This window comes from Achromobacter sp. 1014246743 (assembly GCF_059760725.1).
Genome location: NZ_JCBANA010000020.1, coordinates 30,823 through 49,436 on the forward strand (window position 1 = coordinate 30,823; position 18,614 = coordinate 49,436).

An 18,614-nucleotide genomic window follows, 5' to 3' on the forward strand; every position below is an offset into this window, starting at 1 on the left:
CTTAAGCCCTCAGCAGATCATTGATGCTGGTCTTGGCGCGGGTCTGCGCGTCGACCCGCTTGACGATCACGGCGCAGGCCAGGCTGTGCGAACCGTCGGCCGACGGCAGCGAACCCGGCACCACCACCGAACCCGACGGCACGCGGCCGTAGGTGATCTTGCCCGTGGCGCGGTCATAGATCTTGGTGCTTTGCGACAGATACACGCCCATGGCCAGCACCGAGTTCTCTTCGACGATCACGCCTTCCACGACTTCCGAGCGGGCGCCGATGAAGCAGTTGTCTTCGATGATGGTGGGGTTGGCCTGCAGCGGCTCGAGCACGCCGCCGATGCCGACGCCGCCGGACAGGTGGACGTTCTTGCCGATCTGGGCGCACGAACCCACGGTGGCCCAGGTGTCGACCATCGTGCCTTCGTCGACGTAGGCGCCGATGTTGACGTAGGACGGCATCAGCACCACGTTGCGGCCCAGGAACGCGCCGCGGCGGGCCACGGCGGGCGGCACCACGCGGTAGCCGCCTTGCTTGAACGCGTTGTCGCCGTATTCCGAGAACTTGAGCGGCACCTTGTCGTAGAACTGCAGCGGGGCCTGGCCCATGATGGCGTTGTCGTACAGGCGGAACGACAGCAGCACGGCCTTCTTGATCCACTGGTGCACGACCCAGTCGTCGTTGATTTTTTCGGCCACGCGCAGGCGGCCCAGGTCCAGACCGTCGATGGTGTGCTCGACGGCTTCGCGCACTTCGGCGCAGGCATCGCCGAACGACAGGTTGGCCCGGTCGTCCCAGGCTTTTTCGATGGTGGTCTGCAGGTCGAGAGTCATAACGGGGTCAGCTTTTCAAAGGTTGATCAAACAGAAGTATGTACAAAATGGGCAATGCGTTCGGCCGCCTGCACGCAATCGGCCAGCGGCGCCACCAGGGCCAGCCGGATGCGGCCCTGGCCCGGATTCACGCCGTGCGCGTCGCGGGCCAGATAGCTGCCCGGCAGCACGGTAACACCGGTGCGGCCATAAAGGTCGCGGGCAAACGCCGTATCAGACCCCGGTGTGGCCGCCCACAGATAAAAAGACGCCTGCGGCCGTGACACATCCAGCACGTTCTGCAGGATGGGCAGCACGGCCTCGAATTTTTCCCGATACAGGCGCCGGTTGTCCTTGACGTGGGCCTCGTCCGTCCACGCCGCGATACTGGCCGCCGACACGATCGGGCTCATGGCGCTGCCATGATACGTGCGATACAGCAGGAAGCGGCCGATCAGCGCGGCGTCGCCCGCCACGAAACCCGACCGCAACCCCGGCACATTGGACCGCTTGGACAGGCTGGAGAACGCCACCAGGTTGCGGTAGTCGTTACGGCCCAGGCGGCGCGCCGCCTGCAGCCCGCCCAGCGGCGGGTTGCCCTCGTCCAGGTAGATCTCGGAATAGCACTCGTCCGACGCGATCACGAAGCCGTAGCGGTCCGACAGGGCGAACAGGTCTTCCCATTCGTCCAGCGTCATCACATTGCCGGCCGGGTTGCCCGGCGAGCACACGAACACCAGCCGCGTCTTTTTCCAGACCTCGTCCGGCACCTGGTTCCAGTCGCAGGCGAAATTGCGCAGCGCGTCTGCATTGACGTAGTAGGGCGTGGCGCCGGCCAGCAGCGTCGCGCCCTCGTAGATCTGGTAGAACGGGTTGGGGCAGATCACCACCGACCCGGCCGACGGATCGATCACCGTCTGCGTAAAGGCGAACAGCGCCTCGCGCGAGCCCAGCGCCGGCAGCACCTGGGTCTCGGCGTCGGGCGCCGGGATGCTGTAGCGCCGCGCCAGCCACTCGGAAATCGCCCGCCGCAGGGCCGGGTCGCCCTTGGTCGACGGGTACACCGACAGCCCGCCCAGGTGGTCGCGGATGGCCTGCCCGACGCGCTCCGGCGCGGCGTGCTTGGGCTCGCCGATCGACAGATTGATAGGCGTCAGGCCGTCCGGTTGCGAGCTGGCCGAGGCCAGCAAAGCCCGCAATTTTTCGAACGGGTAGGGGTGTAAAGCATCGAGGCGCGGATTCATGACGCAAGATTTTAACAAGCAAGCTACAATAGCGGGCTTGGCTTTGCGAAGGTGGCGAAATTGGTAGACGCACCAGGTTTAGGTCCTGACGCCGTAACAGGTGTAGGGGTTCGAGTCCCCTCCTTCGCACCAAACCCCTATTAGATGCTGTTTTGGCCCGGGTGGCACCCTGGGCAGGCAGTGTCTGCAAGACTGTTGCAACTGGCCTTCAGGCCGGGTTGCAGCGCGGAACCCCCCCCCCTTGGCAGGAATGCCTTGGGGGTTTTTGCTTTGGGTGGGTGCTTCTTTTCTTCGAGCTGTTCCAGCGGTGTCTGACGTAGGGACTGCAACGCATTATCGGGGTGAAGAATAGGCTAAGATCCCGGCTGTTTTTGGATGGGGAATGTGGTGAGTCTGGTCCGTCAACACTGGCAGTATTTGACATCTGCAGGGGCTTACCCTGGGGTGGACCTTTTGCGCGCCCTTGCTGTGTGTTTTGTGGTGCTCTATCACTCCTTCGTTATGCCTATTGGTTGGGTGGGTGTCGATATTTTCTTCGTGTTGAGTGGATTCTTAATTGGCGGGGCGATTCTGGATAAGGGGATGGCGCACCGCTTTTCGTTCTCCAGTTTCTATGGGCATCGAGCGCTAAGAATTCTTCCGGTGTACTACTTCATGATTTTCATGTGCGTAGTGACCAAGGCCAGAGAGTTGCCACTCGATGCCATCGCCTGGAAAAGCATACTTGCAGGTATGCTGTTTTTGCAGACTACAGGCACGTTCTTTGCGCCGGGACTTGTCCAGGTGGATTCCAGATTTATCCCGGATGGTTCGTGGAGCCTGGTTATAGAAGAGATGTTCTATCTGGTCGCTCCGCTATTGCTGATCTGCCTGATCAACATTTACCGGAATAGATTGGTACCTGTGTTTTGGTGGCTGTTGGCTATCGCCTTTTCTGGTGTTGCTACGCGCCTGTGGATGACAAGCGCGTATGCTCCCGATGATTCCAACTGGTATTTCGCCAGCTTTATCCAGTTCCATTCCAGGTATGACGAGTTGGTCTGGGGTGTCTTGGCGGCGGTCGTTGTGCGCGTCTGGCCGCAGATACGCAAGTTTTCGTGGGCTTTTGTTGTCCTTGGCGGTGTTGGTTTTGCTTCATTTGCGATGTTTGTCTATAGCAATGATGCTTATTGGTTGCGCCCCTACCTCATGACGGGAGCCACTATTTGGGCTCCGACAGTGCTGGGAGCCTCTTTCTGCGCTGTTCTGCTTGGCTGGTTTTGGCGGGCTAGCGGTGGCGTGGGTGTCGTTATCTTGGCTCGGCTCTCATACCCGCTCTATCTCGTGCATTTGTTGTTTCTTGACCAGGTATGGGGCTACCGCGAAGTAGGGGTTTTGAAGCTGCTGCATTCATATGGCGGCGAGATACTTCGTCTAGGTGCAATATATGTCGCGACATTGATGTTGTCCTATCTGGTCTCGCTTTGTGTCGAGTTTCCATTCATCAGACTTTATAAGCGCATCGGTTCCAGCACTCCTCAAGTCGTCAGTAGCGCAGCGTAGTAATGCCACACCGCCTTCGGGCGGTTTTTTCTTTGCTCGAACTCCTATTTAAGAATCCGCCCTTCAAGCCGTACTTATAGAAAGCACTGCATTTCACGCTTGGCTTCAAGGGCACCTCATGGTACGCAATCACTCCGATCTGGCACGTCATTCAATTGCAGTCATCGTGCTGGCCTGTGCTATCGACAGTATGACTCTGGCGAAAGCCCAATCCGTGACAGGCACCGGCCAAATCACGCCAGGCCCGGTCCAGACGCCCAACTGGTCGGTCGGCGCGGACCTGATCGTGGGAAACACCGCGGCTGGCGCACTCACCATTGACGCAGGCGCTACGGTCGACAACAGCGACACCTACATCGGCAACCAGACGGGTAGCGCGGGCACGGTGACCGTGTCGGGCAGCGATGGCAGCGGCCAGGCCTCGACCTGGACGAACGCCGGCACGATGCGCATCGGGGTGGAATCGGGCAGCAACGGCGCGCTCAATGTGCTGGGCGGTGGGGTGGTCAAAGGTGACTCGGCCATCATCGGCGACGAGACCGGTGGCGTGGGCGTCGTGACGCTCTCGGGGACGGGGTCGACACTGACGCTTTCCACCGCTACGCGTTCCAGATCGGCCGCGAGGGTCGCGGGACGCTCCTGATCAACGATGGGGCCGTCGTGCACAGCGGACAGGCCAGCATCGGCCTGGGCGGCGGCGAAGGGCATGTCACGGTTGCTGGTGCGCGAACGGTCTGGGACCGGTCGGCAATGTCTATGTGGGCCTGGGCGGCACCGGTGAACTGCGGGTTCAGGATGGCGCCGCGGTCAGCACCGTCGGCCCGACGGGTCCCACGTCTGCCGCAAGCATTTATATCGGCTTGAGCGGCGGCAGCGTCGGCACGGTGACGGTATCCAGTGCGACCGCCGATACGTCCACGCTTAGCGCAAGCGACGGCATCGATGTCGGTCTGAGCGGCGACGGCACACTGAACATTGAGAAGAGCGGCTGGGTGCGGACGAGCTTCGACACCTGGATAGCTCGCACGCCCACCGCCACGGGCACGCTGAACCTGAACGGCGATGCCAGCGGCCGCGGCGTGCTGGAAACGGGCGCCGTCGTCAAAGGGTTGGGCAACGTCACCCTGAATCTGAACGGCGGCATCCTGCGTGCGAATCGCGACGAATCCGATTTTCTGAGCGGCTTTGCCACGCAGGCCGTGGGCGCCGGTGGCGCCTGGTTCGATACGAATACGCATGAGGTCGGCGTAGGCACCGCCTTTTCCGGCTCGTCCCGCTTGACGAAGCTGGGCGCGGGCACGTTGACGCTGACGGGCAACACCGAGGTCCGTGCCGGAACGCTGCAAGTCGACGGCGTACTGGGCGGCTCGATGAACGTTCTGGCTGGCGCTCGGCTTACCGGTACGGGGCAGGTCGGCGCCACGGGCAACCGTGGCACGATCGCGCCGGGCCGCGCAGCGGCTTCGGCACGCTGACGATTGCCGGCGACTATGGCGCCCAGGGCGGCAACCTTGAAATCAGGACGAAGCTGGGCGATGACAACTCGCCGACGGATCGATTGGTCATCACGGGGGGTACGTTCGGTACGACCCCCGTGACCGTAACCAACGTCGGAGGCGAGGGCGCGCTGACCCAGCGCGGCATACAGGTGGTGCAGGTCAATGGCCTGTCGGCCGGGCAGTTCAACCTGGCCAATGGCGACTACGTCATTGCCGGCCAGCCGGCGTTGGTGGCCGGGGCTTACGGCTATGTGTTGCAGAAGGACCCGGCCAACGGCAATTGGTATCTGCGTTCGTCATTGACGCAAGTCGGCGCACCCGAAGCCGGCGTGCCGGGCGTCGGCGCTCCGGAAGGCGGCAATGGCCCCTCCGGCGCGCCGGGTCCCTCCATGTACCAGCCCGGTGTGCCGGTGTACGAAGCCTACGCCAACACATTGCTGTCGTTGAGCCAGTTGCCCACCCTGCGTCAGCGCGTCGGAAACCGCCTCTACGATGTGGCGGACACGGGCCGCAATGGTGTGTGGGGCAGGGTGGAAAGCACGACCAGCCGCGCCAATCCCTCGGTGTCCAGCACGGGCCAGCACCAGAATACCGACAGCTGGAAGGCGCAGTTCGGCGTTGACCGGATACTGGCCGGCGAGCAAGGCGGTTCGCGGTTGGTCGGCGGGTTCAATGTGCACTATGGCACGGCCAAGACCCACGTGTCGTCGCGCTATGGCGATAGCAGCATCGACACCACGGCCTACGGTCTGGGTCCGACCTTGACCTGGTACGGCAACGACGGCACGTACGTCGACACCCAGGCCCAGGCGACGTGGTTCAACAGCGACCTGAATTCCCGTCTGGCGGGCAAGCTGCGTGACGGTCAGAACGCGCGTAGCTATGGGCTCAGCGTCGAAGCGGGCAAGCCGTTCGCACTGAAGGAAGAGCTCGCGCTCATCCCGCAGGCCCAGCTGAGTTACGTGTCCACCCACTTCAGCCGCTTCAACGACAGATTCGATGCACGGGTTGAAAGCGACAAGGGCGATAGCCTGCAGGGTCGCCTGGGCGTGGCGCTGGACTACCAGCGCAACTGGCATGACGCCAGCGGAAAGGCGCGGCAAGCGAATGTCTACGGCGTTATCAACGTGAAACGTGAATTCCTGGACGGAACCCGGGTGCAGGTATCGAGCGTGCCGGTCAGCAGCCGGATGGGTCGTACCTGGGGCGGCATGGAGGTGGGGGCCAACTTCGGTGGGAACGAACGCTACGCGCTCTTTGGCGAGGTGGGCGCCGACGCCGATTTCTCGGGCAGTTACGTCGTGACCGCAACGGCGGGTTTAAGGATCGCGTTCTAGATAGCCAAACTGGCTTTATTTGCAGTATCGGATAAGGTGGAGGCTGGCCAGCGGACCGATGCGCCGCCGTCGGCACATTGATCCCCACTTTATCGAGGTTTCACCGCATGAGCGCCGCATCCGTTTTCGTCCTGTGCAGTTTCCTCACGCTGGCCGCCCTGATGATGATCGGCAAAGCGGTCAATTCAGCCGCGCGAGCGCCGCAGATGAACGGCGCGCTAGTCGCATTCTGGACATTGCTGATTGCCATGGTCGTGATCCCGGTCGGCCTGCTGGGATATTTCGAGCTGTTCCAACCCAGCGAAGACCTGGAGCTTGCATACGGCCGAGGCGGGCTTGCCGGGGAAATCTGCTCGGCAATACTACCGGCCGTGATCGTGGCGGGGATCTTCTCGTTCCTGTTTTCACGTCGCCACGGAAAGAAGCGCGGAAAGGCCGCGCAAATCCGTGGCGGCGCCCGTACCGCACGATGAATCGCGCCTCCAGGATGCCGAGCGCGAGAGGAATCTGGAATCTGTGGCAATGCAGCGCATCTTTGGCGACGCGTTTTGCCCGCGATTGTCAATGCGATTCCGGATGACCCTGACCAGATACAACCCGTGTGGGGGTGTGTGGGCGATCCGGCGGGTTGGCGGGATCGGCGCTTGCTGGGCTTCTCTGATGGCGTCGTCAGGCGCATGTTTCGATTCATCGAGGAGAAGTCCATCATGGCTGCATCAAAGAAAGGCAATATCAAGCAAATCCACGACCTGTTGTTCCAGGCGCTGGAGACGGAAATCGGGGGCATCAGCGTCTATACCGCTGCGCTTTCGTGTGCAGTGAACGACGACCTGCGCAAGGAGTGGCAGGGCTATCTGGACGAAACCAAGACGCACAGGCAGGTGCTATTGACCGTATTCGAAGAACTGGGGCTGGACCCCGCCACGCCCGCTCCCAGCAGAAAAATCGTCAAGCACCATGGCGACAGCCTGGTCGCCGCCATCGAGATGGCGAAAAAAGCGGGCGATCCGTCCGCAGCCCAAATCGTGGCGGGGGAATGCGTGGTGTTGGCCGAAACCAAGGACCACCAGAATTGGGAATTGATCGGCCTGGTCGCCGACAAGCTCTCGGGGTCCGAAGCTGCCATCTTGAAAAAGGCGTACGAGGCGGTGGAAAAGGACGAAGACCACCATCTGTATCACACCCAGGGCTGGACACGGGAGCTATGGATCGAAGCGCTGGGGTTTCCTGCGGTGCTGCCCCCGCCTGAAGAGGTGAAGAAGGTGGAAACCGCGATTGGGGCGTCCAGGGCGGAACACAGCCGCGATGACATGCTCAAGCACCCGCAGTGAAAAGGGGGGCGGGTTTGCGCGATGCCGATTGCGTTTTGATCCGCCACCCAGGCTTGCTATAAAGACGGGTCAAGCCTGTTTTTTCGAGCGAGGGTACATGTCGATTCAAACGCTATGCCGCGGCGGCTTCCTGCTGCTGTGCGCCGCATTGATGTCCGGATGCTCTTCTTCATCAACCCCTTCTCCCTGGTCTTCCCCCAATTCGGGCTCGGTGACCTCCGGTTCGCCTTCGTCTCGCGTGTCACTCGAATGCCGTGTCACCAGCTGCCTGTACAACGGCAAATATGAGCCCGGCGAGCGTGACTACGCCGAAGCGGAAGCCAAGCGCCTGAACCGCGCTGAAATGGAGCGGCTGCGCCGCGCGGCCGGAAACTGATCCGACCCGCTGGCGCGGCCGGCGGTGTTTATTTGCCCGACTGTGAGCGCACGCGCGCCAGCGTGTCATATTGATCGATCTGCCCCACGTCGACCCAGCCCGAGGCGCAGTCGCCGGCATAGTCGCCGTCCTTGCCTCGGTGGCATGCCTGGCCGCTTTTGGCTGACTTCCATTGCACCGGCAGGTCGGCGTCCTTGCACAGGTCGTTGTCGCGGCATTCCGGCACGCTGGCGGTCGGCACGACGATGACGTAATGGCGCTGGGTCTCGCCCTTGCGCGCCATGGCGGGGATGCAGACGAACTGGCGGTCCTGCACATGGGCCACCGGCTTGCCTTCGCCGTCGATGCGGTCGTTCAGGTCCAGGCCGCCATCGGCCGCGATCGAGCCGAACGCGGCGCCTTCGCCGCAGTTGCCGAAGTTCACGGAAAAGCCATCTGCGGTGCAGATCGCGCCGCCGTAGCCGTCGGCGCGGCACTCGATCTTAGAGGCGGGCGTCATGCGGGTGAGTTGGGCCTGGGCGGCGGCGACGGCGCCATCGGAAGCCGAGGCGGCCAAGGCAGCGGTGGCGTACAGGCCGGTGACCAGGGTAGCCAGCAGGCGGGGCAGGGTCGTTTTCATGGGGGCTTCCTGAGAAGAGATCCGAGTGCGATGCAATCGGCGGGAATGGGGGCGCCGGGATCAGCGCGATGGGGTGCCCGCGTCAGGGGGGTGAGGCAGGTTCCGCGGCCGTTTCAGGCGCTTTGCCATACAGCACGCGGGCGCACACCACGCCGCCGACCGCGCCTGGCAAGGCTCCCATGAGCGACAGCGCCGACAGGTCCGACCAGGAATAGTCGCGTGACCCGAATCCCAGCTGGAACAGCATGGCGTACAACCCGCCCAGCAGGCCGGGCCAGCAATACGAGCGCCACGACACGCGAACCGGCAGAAAGGCGCCGGCCACGACGCCGCACAGCAAGGCGGGCACCCCGCCAAAAATGTAGGAATAGGGCACCAGGAAGAACATCATCGGCAGGTTCTTGAGGGCTTCCAGATCAAGGGCCGCGACGGTCACCAGCAGCGCAAAGGCCCCGACCCCGACAGGCGGCCCCAAGGCAACGAACAGGCCGGCGCCGCCGGCTGCGCGACGCAGAATGTCGCCCGGGGTCTTGTCGGCGGGGCGCCGCCAGATTCGCCAAAGCAACGCGGCCAGTGACAGCGCCGTCAGCACGCAAACGGAAAACAGCAGCAAAACGAGGTGTCCTTATTCAGACGCCGGCTTGTTGGGGAACAGGTTCAGCGACAGGATGGCGTCGGGGTAGGTGGCCAGCAGCATGCCGGACATATGGCCATGCAGCGTGCCGAACAATTGCCAGTTCAGCGGTTCGCTGCCGGGCAGCAGGTCCAGCAGCAGCAATTGGCCGGTGCGCACCGTGCCGACGAAGTAGGCGCGTTCGTCGTGCTGGCCGGTGGGGGTGGCGCGGTAGATCTTGGTCGCGCGGGTGCCGTCGTCCTTGCGCCAGGTATTGCCGCTGGCGTCGGCTTTGGTGCCGATGGCGGCGATGTCTGCCTGGATGGTGTCCCACAGGGCGCGGGCATTGGCGGCGTAGACGACGATGGTCATGATGGCTCAGTCCTGTGAGGAAGAGGGGACGCAGCAACGGTACCAATGTCGTGGTGTTCCGGCAAGCAGGCCCTAGTCGCCGGCCAGTTCGCGCAGTTCGCTGGCGCGGTTGGCGTTGAGCAGCATCGGGCAGTAGCCGTACATCGGCGACCCGACGTGCGCGCCGGCCAGCGAGCAGTGGCCGTTGCGGTAGACCAGCCAGGCCTTCTGGGCTTCTTCGAGCTTGACGGCGTCTTCCGGGAACTCGGTCGCCAGGCGTGCGTGGATCTTGGCGTACTGCGCGTTGATCTCGCGCTTGGCGGCGGACGATACCGCGTTGGAGCAGGCTTCGACGGTGCCGTTGTTGACGGCGCCCGCGTCTTTCAGGCAGCGGTCGTATTGGTCCATGTAGTCTGGCGGGGCGGCCAGAGCCGCGGCGGGAGACAACAGCAAAGAGAGCGCAAAGGCGTGTCGGATCATGGCGGCGCGAGGTGCGGTCAAGGTGTTTCGAGAAGGATGGACGCACGCCCGGATCGACGTGCAGGCCAAGCATACCGCCAGTCGCCGATTAGCGTTTCTCCTGCTTGACACTCCTCGGGTTAGTCCATAAAGTCACCGCACAGATTTAGATAAAAGACCATCTGTAAGGTGGTCTTTTATCGCGTGCACGTTGCGTCGACCTCTTACAGAAATAATTCAAAGAGGAGACAGTCGTGCAATCAACATCCGTCAAGCTGCGTGGCATCGACGATGTCATCGCCTATATCGATTCGCGCCCGGGCATCGTGGGCCGAGCCGGCCTCATCTGGTGGCTCGCCCTGGGTGGATTGTTCCTGGACGCTTTCGCCAATTCCGCGCTCAGCGCCGGCCTGGGGCCCATGACGCGCAACCTTGGCCTGACCGCCGGGCAGGTGGCGCTGATGACCTCGTTCGCTTCATGGGTGGCGATTGCCTTCAATCCCATCGGCGGCTGGATGGCGGACCGCTGGGGGCGCATGCGGCCGTTGATCGCGGCCAAGCTGCTGGCGTTGATCGGCGCATTGCTGGTGGTGTTTGCGCCGTCGTTCGAAGTGATCCTGGCGGGCCGGTTCTTCGTGGGCGCGGCCTATGGCATCGACTTCGCGATCGCGATGGCCGTGTTGGCGGAATTCACGCCGGTCAAGTTCAAGAGCCGGCTGAACACCTGGCAGGGCATGTGGTACACGGCGGTCTGCAGCAACCTGTTGCTGGCGCTGCTGTTCCATTCGTGGGACGTGGGCGACGCGATCTGGCGCTATTCGGTAGCGGCTACCGCGGTGTTTGCCGTGACCATCCTGCTGCTGCAGTTGCGCTTCATGATCGAAAGCCCGATCTGGCTGGCGCGCAAGGAGCGGGTCGACGAGGCCGCCGTGGCGATGACGCGCATCTACGCGCAGCCGTTCTCGGCCGCGCCGTTGGCCGAGCGCGTGCCCGTGGCCAACCAGGCCCGGCGCGGGCTGGCCAATGTGCTGCTGATCTTTCGCGGCGTGTATCTGCCGCGCACCATCCTGGCGGCCACGGTGCAGATCGGGCAGTCGATCCAGTATTTCGCGGTGGGCTGGTACCTGCCGCTGATCAGCGCGGCGCTGTTCGGCAAGGACTTCGTCTATGCCACGGTGGGCGCGCTGGTGTTCAACGTGTTCGGCATCTTCGGCGGCTTCATGTCGCCGTACATCGGCCGCAAGCTGGGCCTGCGGCGCGCGTCGGCTTTCGGCTTTGCCGCCGTGTTCCTGATGCTGCTCATCCTGGGCACCTTCCACGGCAAGATGCCGCTGTGGCTGGCGGTGGTGGTGCCCTCGCTCTTCATCCTGTTCCATTCCGGCGGGCCGGGCGCCAACGGCAAGAGCCTGTCGTCCCTGTCGTTCCGCGGCGAACTGCGGGCCGGCGCCAATGGCGTCATCGGCGCGCTGGGCTCCATTGGCGCGGCGGTCGGGCTGCTGGTGTTCCCGTTGTTCCGCGAAAGCTACGGGCTGGAGAAGACCTTCCTGATCCTGTCGGTGGTGCCGCTGATTGCCAGCATCATCTGCTTTGCCATCAAGTGGGACCCCACCCGTAGCGGGATCAATCCCGACAACGAGGCCGGGGCCCCGCAATTCAAGGGCGACGAGACCCTGCCCGCGCTGGGCCCCGCCTTGGGGAAATCGGCGCGATGACGGACGGAGATAGCATGCACAAAGACGTGATCCTGGCTATCGATGCCGGCACCTCGGGGACGCGCGCGGCCCTGGTGTCGGGCGACGGCCACGTATCGGGACAGCAGTACCTGTCCTTGCAGGTCGATGCGCCGCGGCCCGGCGTGGTCGAGCAGGACGCCGATGCCATCCTGGCGCGGACGGTGCAGGTGTGCCGCCAGGTCGTCGCCCAGGCACGCCAGGATGGCCGCGACATCGCGGCGTTGGCGCTGGCCACGCAACGTGCGACGGCGGTGCTGTGGGACACCACGACCGGCCACGCCCTGGTGCCGGCCATGGTGTGGCAGGACACGCGTTATGTCGACGCACTCGATCGCCTGGCGCCCCAGTGGAACGCGCGCCTGCTGGCCCACGTGGGGCGACCGGCCGGGGTGCGCTCGCCGTATCTTTGGGCCGCGCGCCACCTGCGCGATACGCCCGCCGTGGCGCAGGCCTGGCGCGAACGCCGGCTGGCGTTCGGCACCGTCGATACCTGGCTGCTGTGGCATCTGTCGGACCGCCGCGAATGCGTCACGACGCCCACCAACGCCACGTCCGCCGGCGCCTATGTGCTGGCGGACCACTGCTATTACCTGGACTGGATCGACGCGCTGGAATTCCCGCGCGAACTGCTGCCTGCCTTGCGCCAGGAAGCCGATGACTTCGGCCACACCCGGGCAGACCTGCTGGGCATCGCGGTGCCGATCCGCGCATCGGCCGGCGACCAGCACGCCGGCGCCGTCGGCCTGGGGTGCCTGGACCGCGGACAGGCGATGTGCGTGCACGGCACCGGCAGCTTCGTCGACCTGATCATCGGGCCGCAGCCGCCGGTGAACAGCGGCCGCTACGAAGGCTCGTTGACGATGACGGCGCGGCGCCAGGACCAGGTCTCGCACTTCGCGGTCGAGACGTTTGTCGCCACCACCGGGTCGGCGTTGAACTGGGTCTGCGACAAGCTGAAGTGGTTCCAGAATGCCCAGGAGATCAGCGCCTTGGCCGCCACGGCCGAGTCCGCCGGGGGGGTGACGTTCATTCCGGCGTTGACCGGGCTGCGCGTGCCGCGCATGGAAGCGGGGGCAAGGGCCTCGCTGACCGGCATCTCCATGGCCACCACGCAGGCCGAGGTGGCCTACGCCATTCTGGAAGGCATCGCCCATTCGGTCGCCAGCTGCATCGAGGCGGACGAGGAGGTGTCGGGCGTGCAGGTGTCCGAACTGGTGGTGGGCGGCGGCCTGTCGTGCAGCGATCCGCTGCTGCGCATCCAGGCGGACCTGCTGGGCATTCCGATACGCCGCATGCAGGAAGCGGACCGCGCCAGCCTGCGCGGCGTGGCGTTCCTGGCGGGCGCGTCCGGCCTGCTCTGGCCATCGCTGCAGGCGGCGCGCGATACCGCCGCGACCGATGCGGTGTTCCTTCCGTCCCTGGCCGCCGACGCGCGCGCCCGGCGCCGCGCGCTGTGGCATTCGCGCGTGGAATCCGAATTGGCCCACGCGGGCCTGTACCCCCACGACAAGCAGGAGGCATTGCGCACATGATCGGGTGGCCATCAAGACAGCCCAGGAAGGACCGGGCCGGCATGACCCGCAGCGAACCGTTGCGGCTGGTCCGAAAGGAGCAGTCGGACCGGTTGGGCAGCGAGCAGTTCGACATGTTGATCATCGGCGGCGGCATCACGGGCGCGTATGCCGCGCTGGATGCCAGCCTGCGCGGCTATCGCGTGGCGCTGGTGGAAAAAGACGATTTCGCCTCCGGCACGTCATCGAAGTCTTCGAAGATGGTGCACGGCGGGCTGCGCTACATCGAACAGGGCAACCTGGGCCTGGTGCGCCATTCGCTGCACGAGCGTCAGCGCCTGCGCCGCAATGCGCGGCACCTGGTGCAGCGCCTGCCGTTCCTGTTTCCCATCCTGGAGCGCGACGGGGTGTTCGACAAGCGGCTGGCCAAGGCGTTCGAAAGCCTGCTGTGGACCTACGACCTGGCCGGCGGCTGGCGCGAAGGCATCCTGCACCAGAAACTGACGCCCGCCGAGGTGCTGTCGCATTGCCCGACCTTCAAGCAGGACAGCCTGCTGGGCGGCTTCCTGTATTTCGACGCGCGGGTGGACGACGCTCGGCTCACGCTGGCGGTCGCACGCACCGCGGCGTTCCACGGTGCGGTCGTGCTGAATCACGCGAAGGCGGTCGAGATCACGCGCAATGCCCACGGCCGGGTCGACGGCGCCATCGTGCAGGCGGGCCAGGCTGAAATCCGGGTGCGCGCCGGCGCGGTCGTCATGGCCACCGGCGTGTGGCTGCGCGACTGGAACGGCAGCCGCCAGGGTGATCCGCAAGCGTTGCACATCCGTCCTGCCAAAGGCGTGCACGTGGCGTTGCCGTGGCTGAAGGTGCGCAACGACTGCACGGTGACGATTCCCGTGCCGGGACGCAATCGCCGCGCCACCATCACGCGCTGGGGCAACGTGTCCTACCTGGGCACGACGGACGAAGACTACGAAGGCGACCTGGACGACGTGCATTGCACCCGGCGCGAGTTGGACTTCCTGCTGGAAGGCGCCCGCTCGGCGCTCAAGACCGATCTGTGCGCCGAAGACGTGGTGGGCAGCATCGCCGGCTGCCGGCCGCTGGTGGCGCCGCCCGGCGGCAAGACGCTGGAAATCAAGCGCAACCACGAAATCCGCGTGGCGGCGGACGGCCTGGTGACCATCGTCGGCGGCAAATTGACCACCTCGCGCCATATGGCCGAGCAGACCATCGACGCCGCGCAGAAAGTGCTGGGCAAAAAGGCGCGCTGCGTCACCGCCAGCGCTTTCCTGCTGGGCGCGGCGGGCTACGACCCGCAGGCCATCATGGCCTCGGGCGGCCTGGCGGCGCATCTGGGCGAACGCTACGGCACCGAGGCGCGCTTTGTCAGCGACCTGATGCAGCGGGACCCGGCGCTGGCGACGCCGCTGGTGCCGGGGCTGCCCTACACCGAAGCCGAAGCGCTCTACGCCGTGCGCCACGAACTGGCGGCCACGGTCGAAGACGTGCTGTCACGCCGCATGCGGGCGCGGCTGATGGCGCGCGATGCCTCGGCCTTGGCCGCGGCGCGCGTGGGCCAGATACTGCAGGCCGAACTGGGCCTGTCCGATACCGACGTGGCGCGGCAAGTGAACGGCTACCGCGCCGCGATCCAACATGAAAAGTCCGTACTACTGGGAGACGACTCGTGATCAGCAAAGAGGCAATCAAGCGCGGCTACAACCGTGGCAACTACGTGGTGGGCGCGCACACGCCGCCGGGCTATGCGGCCGGCCTGAAAGAAACCGGCACCGAACCCGGGCTGCAGCGCGACCCGGTGGCCGTGGCGCCGGAACACCTCCAGGCGCTGCGCGCCGCGGCCGACGACGTGCTGACCGCCACTGCCGACGCCGTGGCCTGGACGCGCGACTGGTGGGCTGGATCGATGATGACCGAAACGGCGGGCCGGCCCGCCACGCCGCGGGCCGTGATCGTCAAGGTGTCGACCGTGGCGCAGATCCAGGCCGTGATGCGCATCGCCCACGCCGCCGCCATTCCCGTCACCGTGTCGGCCGGGCGCAGCAACGTGACAGGGGCGGCATTGCCGCTGCGCGGCGGCATCGTGCTGGACGTGTGCCAGCTGAACCGGCTGGTCGGCTTTGATCGCGACAGCCAGCTCGTCGAGGTCGAGGCCGGCATGTTCGGCGATGTGTTCGAGCAGACCATTCAACGTGACTTCGGCATGACCATGGGCCACTGGCCGTCGTCGTTCGGCATCAGCACGGTCGGCGGGTGGGTGGCGTGCCGCGGGGCAGGGCAGCTGTCCACGCGCTACGGCAAGATCGAAGACATGGTCTTCGGCATGGACGTAGTCTTGGCCGACGGCAGCCTGATCACCGTGGGCGGCTATTCGCGTGCGGCGGTGGGGCCGGACCTGCAGCAGATGTTCATCGGCTCGGAAGGCACGCTGGGCGTGGTGGTGCGCGTGCGGCTCAAGCTGCATCGGCTGCCCGACTATGGGCGTGCCATCGCCTACGGCTTCAAGACGTTCACCGCGGGCCTGCAAGCCTGCCGCCAGATCATGCAACGCGGCGCCAACCCCGCCGCATTGCGGCTGTACGACGCGCTGGAAAGCGGCGTGCAGTTCAGCCAGCCCGATCTGAATGTGCTGCTGATCGCCGACGAAGGTCCGCAGCCGATCGTCGATGCGGTCATGCAGATCAGCGAAGACGCGTGCCGCGAGACGGGCGACAAGCTGGATGGCGAGACGATGTTCGAGCGCTGGCTCGATACCCGCTACCTCACCGGCAAGAGCGCGGAAGGCTTCAAGCGCAGCCCGGGCTTCGTGGCCGATACGCTGGAGATGGCGGGGCGCTGGAGCGACCTGCCCGCCATCTACGACGAGGTCGTGGCCGCCATCAATGCGGTGCCTGGCACGCTGGCCGGGTCGGCGCACCAGTCTCATGCCTATGTGGACGGCGCGTGCCTGTATTTTTCGCTGCGTGGCGAGGTCGCGGTCGAGGATCGGGCCACGTGGTATCGGCAGGCCTGGGACGCGGCCAACGCCGTGTTGATTAAATACAATGCCGCGCTCAGCCATCATCACGGCGTGGGACTGCTGCGCGCGCCGTACATGCGCGAATCGCTGGGACCAGCCTTCGCCGTGCTGCTTGCGGTGAAGCAGGCGCTGGATCCCAAAAACATCCTCAACCCCGGAAAGCTCGGCCTGACGGACGAACTCTTCTACGATCAAGGCAAGCGATAACATGGACAGGTCACTCGGGGCATGCCTTTCGCGGCATCCGGTCATTGCCACGTTGTATGGGCCGGAACAGATCAATGCCTTTGTCGGCAGCGCGGCCGAGATCGGTATCGTGGCCAACGTCGAGCTGCGCAAGCTTGCGCCGGTGATCGCCGCCCTGAACCGGGCGGGCAAGTACGTCATCGTCAACATCGACAGCTGCGAAGGCCTGTCGCAGGACAAGGGCGGCGTCGACTACCTGGCGGACATCGGCGTGGCCAGCCTGGTGTCCACTCGCGTGGCCACCATCCAGCGCGCCAATCGCGCCGGCATGGTGACGATGCAGAAGGTGTTCGTGACCGATCGATCCACCTGGCCGCGCAGCGTCAAGGCGCTGGAGCAGAGCGACCCCAACCTGGTGCAGATCATGCCGGCGCCGATGCTGGCCCACATGGCGCCACAGGACCTGAAGGCGCTGCCGCCCATCGTGGCGTCGGGCTTCGTCTGCAATCAGGCGGACGTGGCCGCTGCGCTGAAACAAGGCGCGGTGGCGGTATCGACCAGCGATGCGGTGCTCTGGAGCGTGGACCCGAAAGTGCTGCGGTAGCGCCGCGGCGCTTTCGGCCGGCCGCGGTGGGCGTCAGTCCAGCCGCGCGCCGGATTGTTCCACCAACGTCTTCCATACCGGCAATTCCTGCCGGTAGTTCGCCGCGAATTGCGTCGGTGAGTTGCCCGTGGGGATGAAGCCCATGTCGATCAGCCGGGCCTGCACCTGCGGCGTGCGCACCATGTCGTGCATTTCGCTGGCCAGACGCGCGACGATCGGCGCGGGCGTTTCCCTGGGCGCGGCCAGCGCCACCCAGCCGACCAGGCGGTAGGCGTCCTCGCGCAGGCCCTGTTCGGCCAGCGTGGGGGCGTCGGGCAGCACGTCCATGCGCTTGTCGCCGGTGACGCCGATGAGCTTGAGCCGACCGTTGTCGATATAGGGCTTGGTGCCCAGCGCGCTGGCAAAGGCCAGCTGGATGCGGCCGCCGATCAGGTCCTGCAGCATGGCCGATTCGCCCTTGTAGGCCACGTGGGTCATGTCGCCGTGCTGCGAGGCATCGAGATAGGCCAGGCCCAGGTGCCCATACGAGCCAACGCCCCACGAGCCATAGGCGACCTTGCCCGGATTGGCGCGGACGTAGGCCAGCAGTTGCGGGCCATCCTGGGCCGGCACGCCGGGATGCGCCACCAGCGTCACGGGTGCGATGGCAATTTGCGAAATGAGGACAAAGTCGCGCAGCGTCTGGTAGGGCAGGTGCTGGTACAGGAACTGGTTCTGCATCAGCGACGAACTGAGCGATACCGTCAGCGTATAGCCGTCAGGCGCGGCCTTGGCCGCTGCATCGGTGCCCATGATGCCCGAGGCGCCGCCGCGGTTCTCCACCAGCACCGGCTGCCCAAGACGGTTCGACAGGCGTTCGGCCACCATGCGCGCCACGATGTCGGTGGCGCCGCCCGCGTTGTACGGCACGATGATGCGAATCGGTTTTGATGGCCACGCGGCCTCGGCGTGCAGCGGGCCGGCCAGCGCCAGCCCCAGCACGGCCAGTGCGCTGCCCGCCAGCCAGCGGCGGCGGGATCGTACGGTGTTTCCCTGGGTCATGCGCAAGTCTCCGGATCGGCGCGTTGTGGCCGCGAGGCGGGTCGCCACGCCGCTGTCGCGCTCGTTCCAGGATTCTTGTCTTGCGACGTGTTTTTGACAATGCGAGGTCAGGTTGACAGCATGTCAAATGGCCTTTGACGTCGGTAATTCAACGTAATTCGCTGCGCCGATACAGGCTCAAGCCCAGCGCCGGCAATGCCAAAGCCGGCGACGCGCATGCCGTGGCAAGCGCCGTTGTTCAGCGCCAGCAGCATGGATGGGCCGGGGCTGACCATGACGGCGCTCACGGTGACGACGTATAGCAATAGAGGGGTGGCGTCCAT

The 18,614-nt window shown here is 65.0% G+C and carries 20 protein-coding genes and 1 tRNA gene; 13 read left to right on the top strand and 8 right to left on the bottom strand.

Features of this window, described 5'->3' with window-relative positions:
- Window position 1 precedes the first annotated feature (1 nt).
- Both dapD and dapC read right to left on the bottom strand, forming a co-directional pair.
- Window positions 2–823: a 2,3,4,5-tetrahydropyridine-2,6-dicarboxylate N-succinyltransferase gene (gene dapD, locus AC6LJ2_RS10650; RefSeq protein WP_263910910.1), complete on the bottom strand. Its 822-nt coding sequence runs from the start codon at window positions 821–823 to the stop codon at window positions 2–4.
- 26 nt (window positions 824–849) lie between these two features.
- Window positions 850–2,046: a succinyldiaminopimelate transaminase gene (dapC, locus tag AC6LJ2_RS10655; protein WP_263910909.1), complete on the bottom strand. Its 1,197-nt coding sequence runs from the start codon at window positions 2,044–2,046 to the stop codon at window positions 850–852.
- 45 nt (window positions 2,047–2,091) lie between these two features.
- Between dapC and AC6LJ2_RS10660 the strand changes: the two genes are divergently transcribed.
- The 8 genes from AC6LJ2_RS10660 (at window position 2,092) to AC6LJ2_RS10695 (ending at window position 8,131) form a co-directional block, all read left to right on the top strand.
- A tRNA-Leu gene (locus tag AC6LJ2_RS10660) sits at window positions 2,092–2,178 on the top strand.
- Between the two features lie 255 nt (window positions 2,179–2,433).
- Complete coding sequence (locus tag AC6LJ2_RS10665; RefSeq protein WP_498151344.1) at window positions 2,434–3,588, top strand: acyltransferase family protein; 1,155 nt, start codon at window positions 2,434–2,436, stop codon at window positions 3,586–3,588.
- 118 nt (window positions 3,589–3,706) lie between these two features.
- Entirely contained in the window at window positions 3,707–4,231 is a 525-nt protein-coding gene (locus AC6LJ2_RS10670) for a hypothetical protein (protein WP_498151345.1), read from the top strand.
- A 115-nt stretch (window positions 4,232–4,346) separates the two neighbouring features.
- Window positions 4,347–5,063, top strand: a complete 717-nt coding sequence (locus tag AC6LJ2_RS10675) for a hypothetical protein (protein WP_498151346.1) — start codon at window positions 4,347–4,349, stop codon at window positions 5,061–5,063.
- A gap of 2 nt (window positions 5,064–5,065) precedes the next feature.
- Window positions 5,066–6,424, top strand: coding sequence for an autotransporter family protein (locus AC6LJ2_RS10680; RefSeq protein ID WP_498151359.1), 1,359 nt, complete (start codon window positions 5,066–5,068; stop codon window positions 6,422–6,424).
- Between the two features lie 107 nt (window positions 6,425–6,531).
- A complete protein-coding gene (locus AC6LJ2_RS10685) occupies window positions 6,532–6,897 on the top strand; it encodes a hypothetical protein (protein ID WP_498151347.1) in 366 nt (121 codons plus the stop codon).
- A 234-nt stretch (window positions 6,898–7,131) separates the two neighbouring features.
- Window positions 7,132–7,755, top strand: coding sequence for a ferritin-like domain-containing protein (locus AC6LJ2_RS10690; protein ID WP_263911215.1), 624 nt, complete (start codon window positions 7,132–7,134; stop codon window positions 7,753–7,755).
- A gap of 97 nt (window positions 7,756–7,852) precedes the next feature.
- Complete coding sequence (locus AC6LJ2_RS10695) at window positions 7,853–8,131, top strand: hypothetical protein (RefSeq protein ID WP_263910905.1); 279 nt, start codon at window positions 7,853–7,855, stop codon at window positions 8,129–8,131.
- Between the two features lie 28 nt (window positions 8,132–8,159).
- Here the strand turns inward: AC6LJ2_RS10695 and AC6LJ2_RS10700 are convergent, their stop codons facing one another.
- The 4 genes from AC6LJ2_RS10700 to AC6LJ2_RS10715 all read right to left on the bottom strand — a co-directional run bounded on the left by AC6LJ2_RS10700 (window position 8,160) and on the right by AC6LJ2_RS10715 (window position 10,215).
- Window positions 8,160–8,750, bottom strand: coding sequence for a hypothetical protein (locus AC6LJ2_RS10700; RefSeq protein ID WP_498151348.1), 591 nt, complete (start codon window positions 8,748–8,750; stop codon window positions 8,160–8,162).
- 82 nt (window positions 8,751–8,832) lie between these two features.
- Complete coding sequence (locus AC6LJ2_RS10705; protein ID WP_498151349.1) at window positions 8,833–9,363, bottom strand: hypothetical protein; 531 nt, start codon at window positions 9,361–9,363, stop codon at window positions 8,833–8,835.
- A 12-nt stretch (window positions 9,364–9,375) separates the two neighbouring features.
- Window positions 9,376–9,735 carry a hypothetical protein gene (locus AC6LJ2_RS10710; RefSeq protein WP_263910902.1) on the bottom strand — a complete coding sequence of 120 codons (360 nt, stop codon included), beginning with the start codon at window positions 9,733–9,735 and terminating at the stop codon, window positions 9,376–9,378.
- A gap of 72 nt (window positions 9,736–9,807) precedes the next feature.
- Window positions 9,808–10,215: a lysozyme inhibitor LprI family protein gene (locus tag AC6LJ2_RS10715; RefSeq protein WP_498151350.1), complete on the bottom strand. Its 408-nt coding sequence runs from the start codon at window positions 10,213–10,215 to the stop codon at window positions 9,808–9,810.
- Window positions 10,216–10,427: 212 nt separating this feature from the next.
- On the opposite strand from AC6LJ2_RS10715, the gene AC6LJ2_RS10720 reads away from it, so the two are divergent.
- The 5 genes from AC6LJ2_RS10720 to AC6LJ2_RS10740 are packed head-to-tail and all read left to right on the top strand — an operon-like array spanning window position 10,428 to window position 17,250.
- Window positions 10,428–11,885 carry an MFS transporter gene (locus tag AC6LJ2_RS10720; RefSeq protein WP_445656805.1) on the top strand — a complete coding sequence of 486 codons (1,458 nt, stop codon included), beginning with the start codon at window positions 10,428–10,430 and terminating at the stop codon, window positions 11,883–11,885.
- Between the two features lie 14 nt (window positions 11,886–11,899).
- Window positions 11,900–13,438: an FGGY family carbohydrate kinase gene (locus tag AC6LJ2_RS10725; RefSeq protein WP_445656804.1), complete on the top strand. Its 1,539-nt coding sequence runs from the start codon at window positions 11,900–11,902 to the stop codon at window positions 13,436–13,438.
- Complete coding sequence (locus AC6LJ2_RS10730; RefSeq protein ID WP_498151351.1) at window positions 13,435–15,114, top strand: glycerol-3-phosphate dehydrogenase/oxidase; 1,680 nt, start codon at window positions 13,435–13,437, stop codon at window positions 15,112–15,114. The genes AC6LJ2_RS10725 and AC6LJ2_RS10730 overlap by 4 nt, the downstream gene beginning before the upstream one ends.
- Window positions 15,111–16,667 carry an FAD-binding oxidoreductase gene (locus AC6LJ2_RS10735; RefSeq protein ID WP_498151352.1) on the top strand — a complete coding sequence of 519 codons (1,557 nt, stop codon included), beginning with the start codon at window positions 15,111–15,113 and terminating at the stop codon, window positions 16,665–16,667. The genes AC6LJ2_RS10730 and AC6LJ2_RS10735 overlap by 4 nt, the downstream gene beginning before the upstream one ends.
- A gap of 1 nt (window position 16,668) precedes the next feature.
- On the top strand, window positions 16,669–17,250 hold the full coding sequence (locus AC6LJ2_RS10740; protein ID WP_263910895.1) for a glycerol-3-phosphate responsive antiterminator: 582 nt from the start codon (window positions 16,669–16,671) through the stop codon (window positions 17,248–17,250).
- Window positions 17,251–17,283: 33 nt separating this feature from the next.
- On the opposite strand, the gene AC6LJ2_RS10745 is transcribed toward AC6LJ2_RS10740, so the two are convergent.
- Window positions 17,284–18,291: a Bug family tripartite tricarboxylate transporter substrate binding protein gene (locus AC6LJ2_RS10745; RefSeq protein WP_498151353.1), complete on the bottom strand. Its 1,008-nt coding sequence runs from the start codon at window positions 18,289–18,291 to the stop codon at window positions 17,284–17,286.
- Between the two features lie 107 nt (window positions 18,292–18,398).
- Entirely contained in the window at window positions 18,399–18,614 is a 216-nt protein-coding gene (locus AC6LJ2_RS10750; protein WP_263910892.1) for a hypothetical protein, read from the bottom strand.

Excerpts from the sequence above, each read along its gene's own strand:
- dapD (WP_263910910.1), bottom strand. The coding sequence starts at position 823 with ATGACTCTCGACCTGCAGACCACCATCGAAAAAGCCTGGGACGACCGG.
- dapC (WP_263910909.1), bottom strand. The coding sequence starts at position 2,046 with ATGAATCCGCGCCTCGATGCTTTACACCCCTACCCGTTCGAAAAATTG.
- AC6LJ2_RS10670 (WP_498151345.1), top strand. The coding sequence starts at position 3,707 with ATGGTACGCAATCACTCCGATCTGGCACGTCATTCAATTGCAGTCATC.
- AC6LJ2_RS10685 (WP_498151347.1), top strand. The coding sequence starts at position 6,532 with ATGAGCGCCGCATCCGTTTTCGTCCTGTGCAGTTTCCTCACGCTGGCC.
- AC6LJ2_RS10690 (WP_263911215.1), top strand. The coding sequence starts at position 7,132 with ATGGCTGCATCAAAGAAAGGCAATATCAAGCAAATCCACGACCTGTTG.
- AC6LJ2_RS10695 (WP_263910905.1), top strand. The coding sequence starts at position 7,853 with ATGTCGATTCAAACGCTATGCCGCGGCGGCTTCCTGCTGCTGTGCGCC.
- AC6LJ2_RS10700 (WP_498151348.1), bottom strand. The coding sequence starts at position 8,750 with ATGAAAACGACCCTGCCCCGCCTGCTGGCTACCCTGGTCACCGGCCTG.
- AC6LJ2_RS10710 (WP_263910902.1), bottom strand. The coding sequence starts at position 9,735 with ATGACCATCGTCGTCTACGCCGCCAATGCCCGCGCCCTGTGGGACACC.
- AC6LJ2_RS10725 (WP_445656804.1), top strand. The coding sequence starts at position 11,900 with ATGCACAAAGACGTGATCCTGGCTATCGATGCCGGCACCTCGGGGACG.
- AC6LJ2_RS10730 (WP_498151351.1), top strand. The coding sequence starts at position 13,435 with ATGATCGGGTGGCCATCAAGACAGCCCAGGAAGGACCGGGCCGGCATG.
- AC6LJ2_RS10740 (WP_263910895.1), top strand. The coding sequence starts at position 16,669 with ATGGACAGGTCACTCGGGGCATGCCTTTCGCGGCATCCGGTCATTGCC.
- AC6LJ2_RS10745 (WP_498151353.1), bottom strand. The coding sequence starts at position 18,291 with ATGACCCAGGGAAACACCGTACGATCCCGCCGCCGCTGGCTGGCGGGC.
- AC6LJ2_RS10750 (WP_263910892.1), bottom strand. The coding sequence starts at position 18,614 with ATGGACGCCACCCCTCTATTGCTATACGTCGTCACCGTGAGCGCCGTC.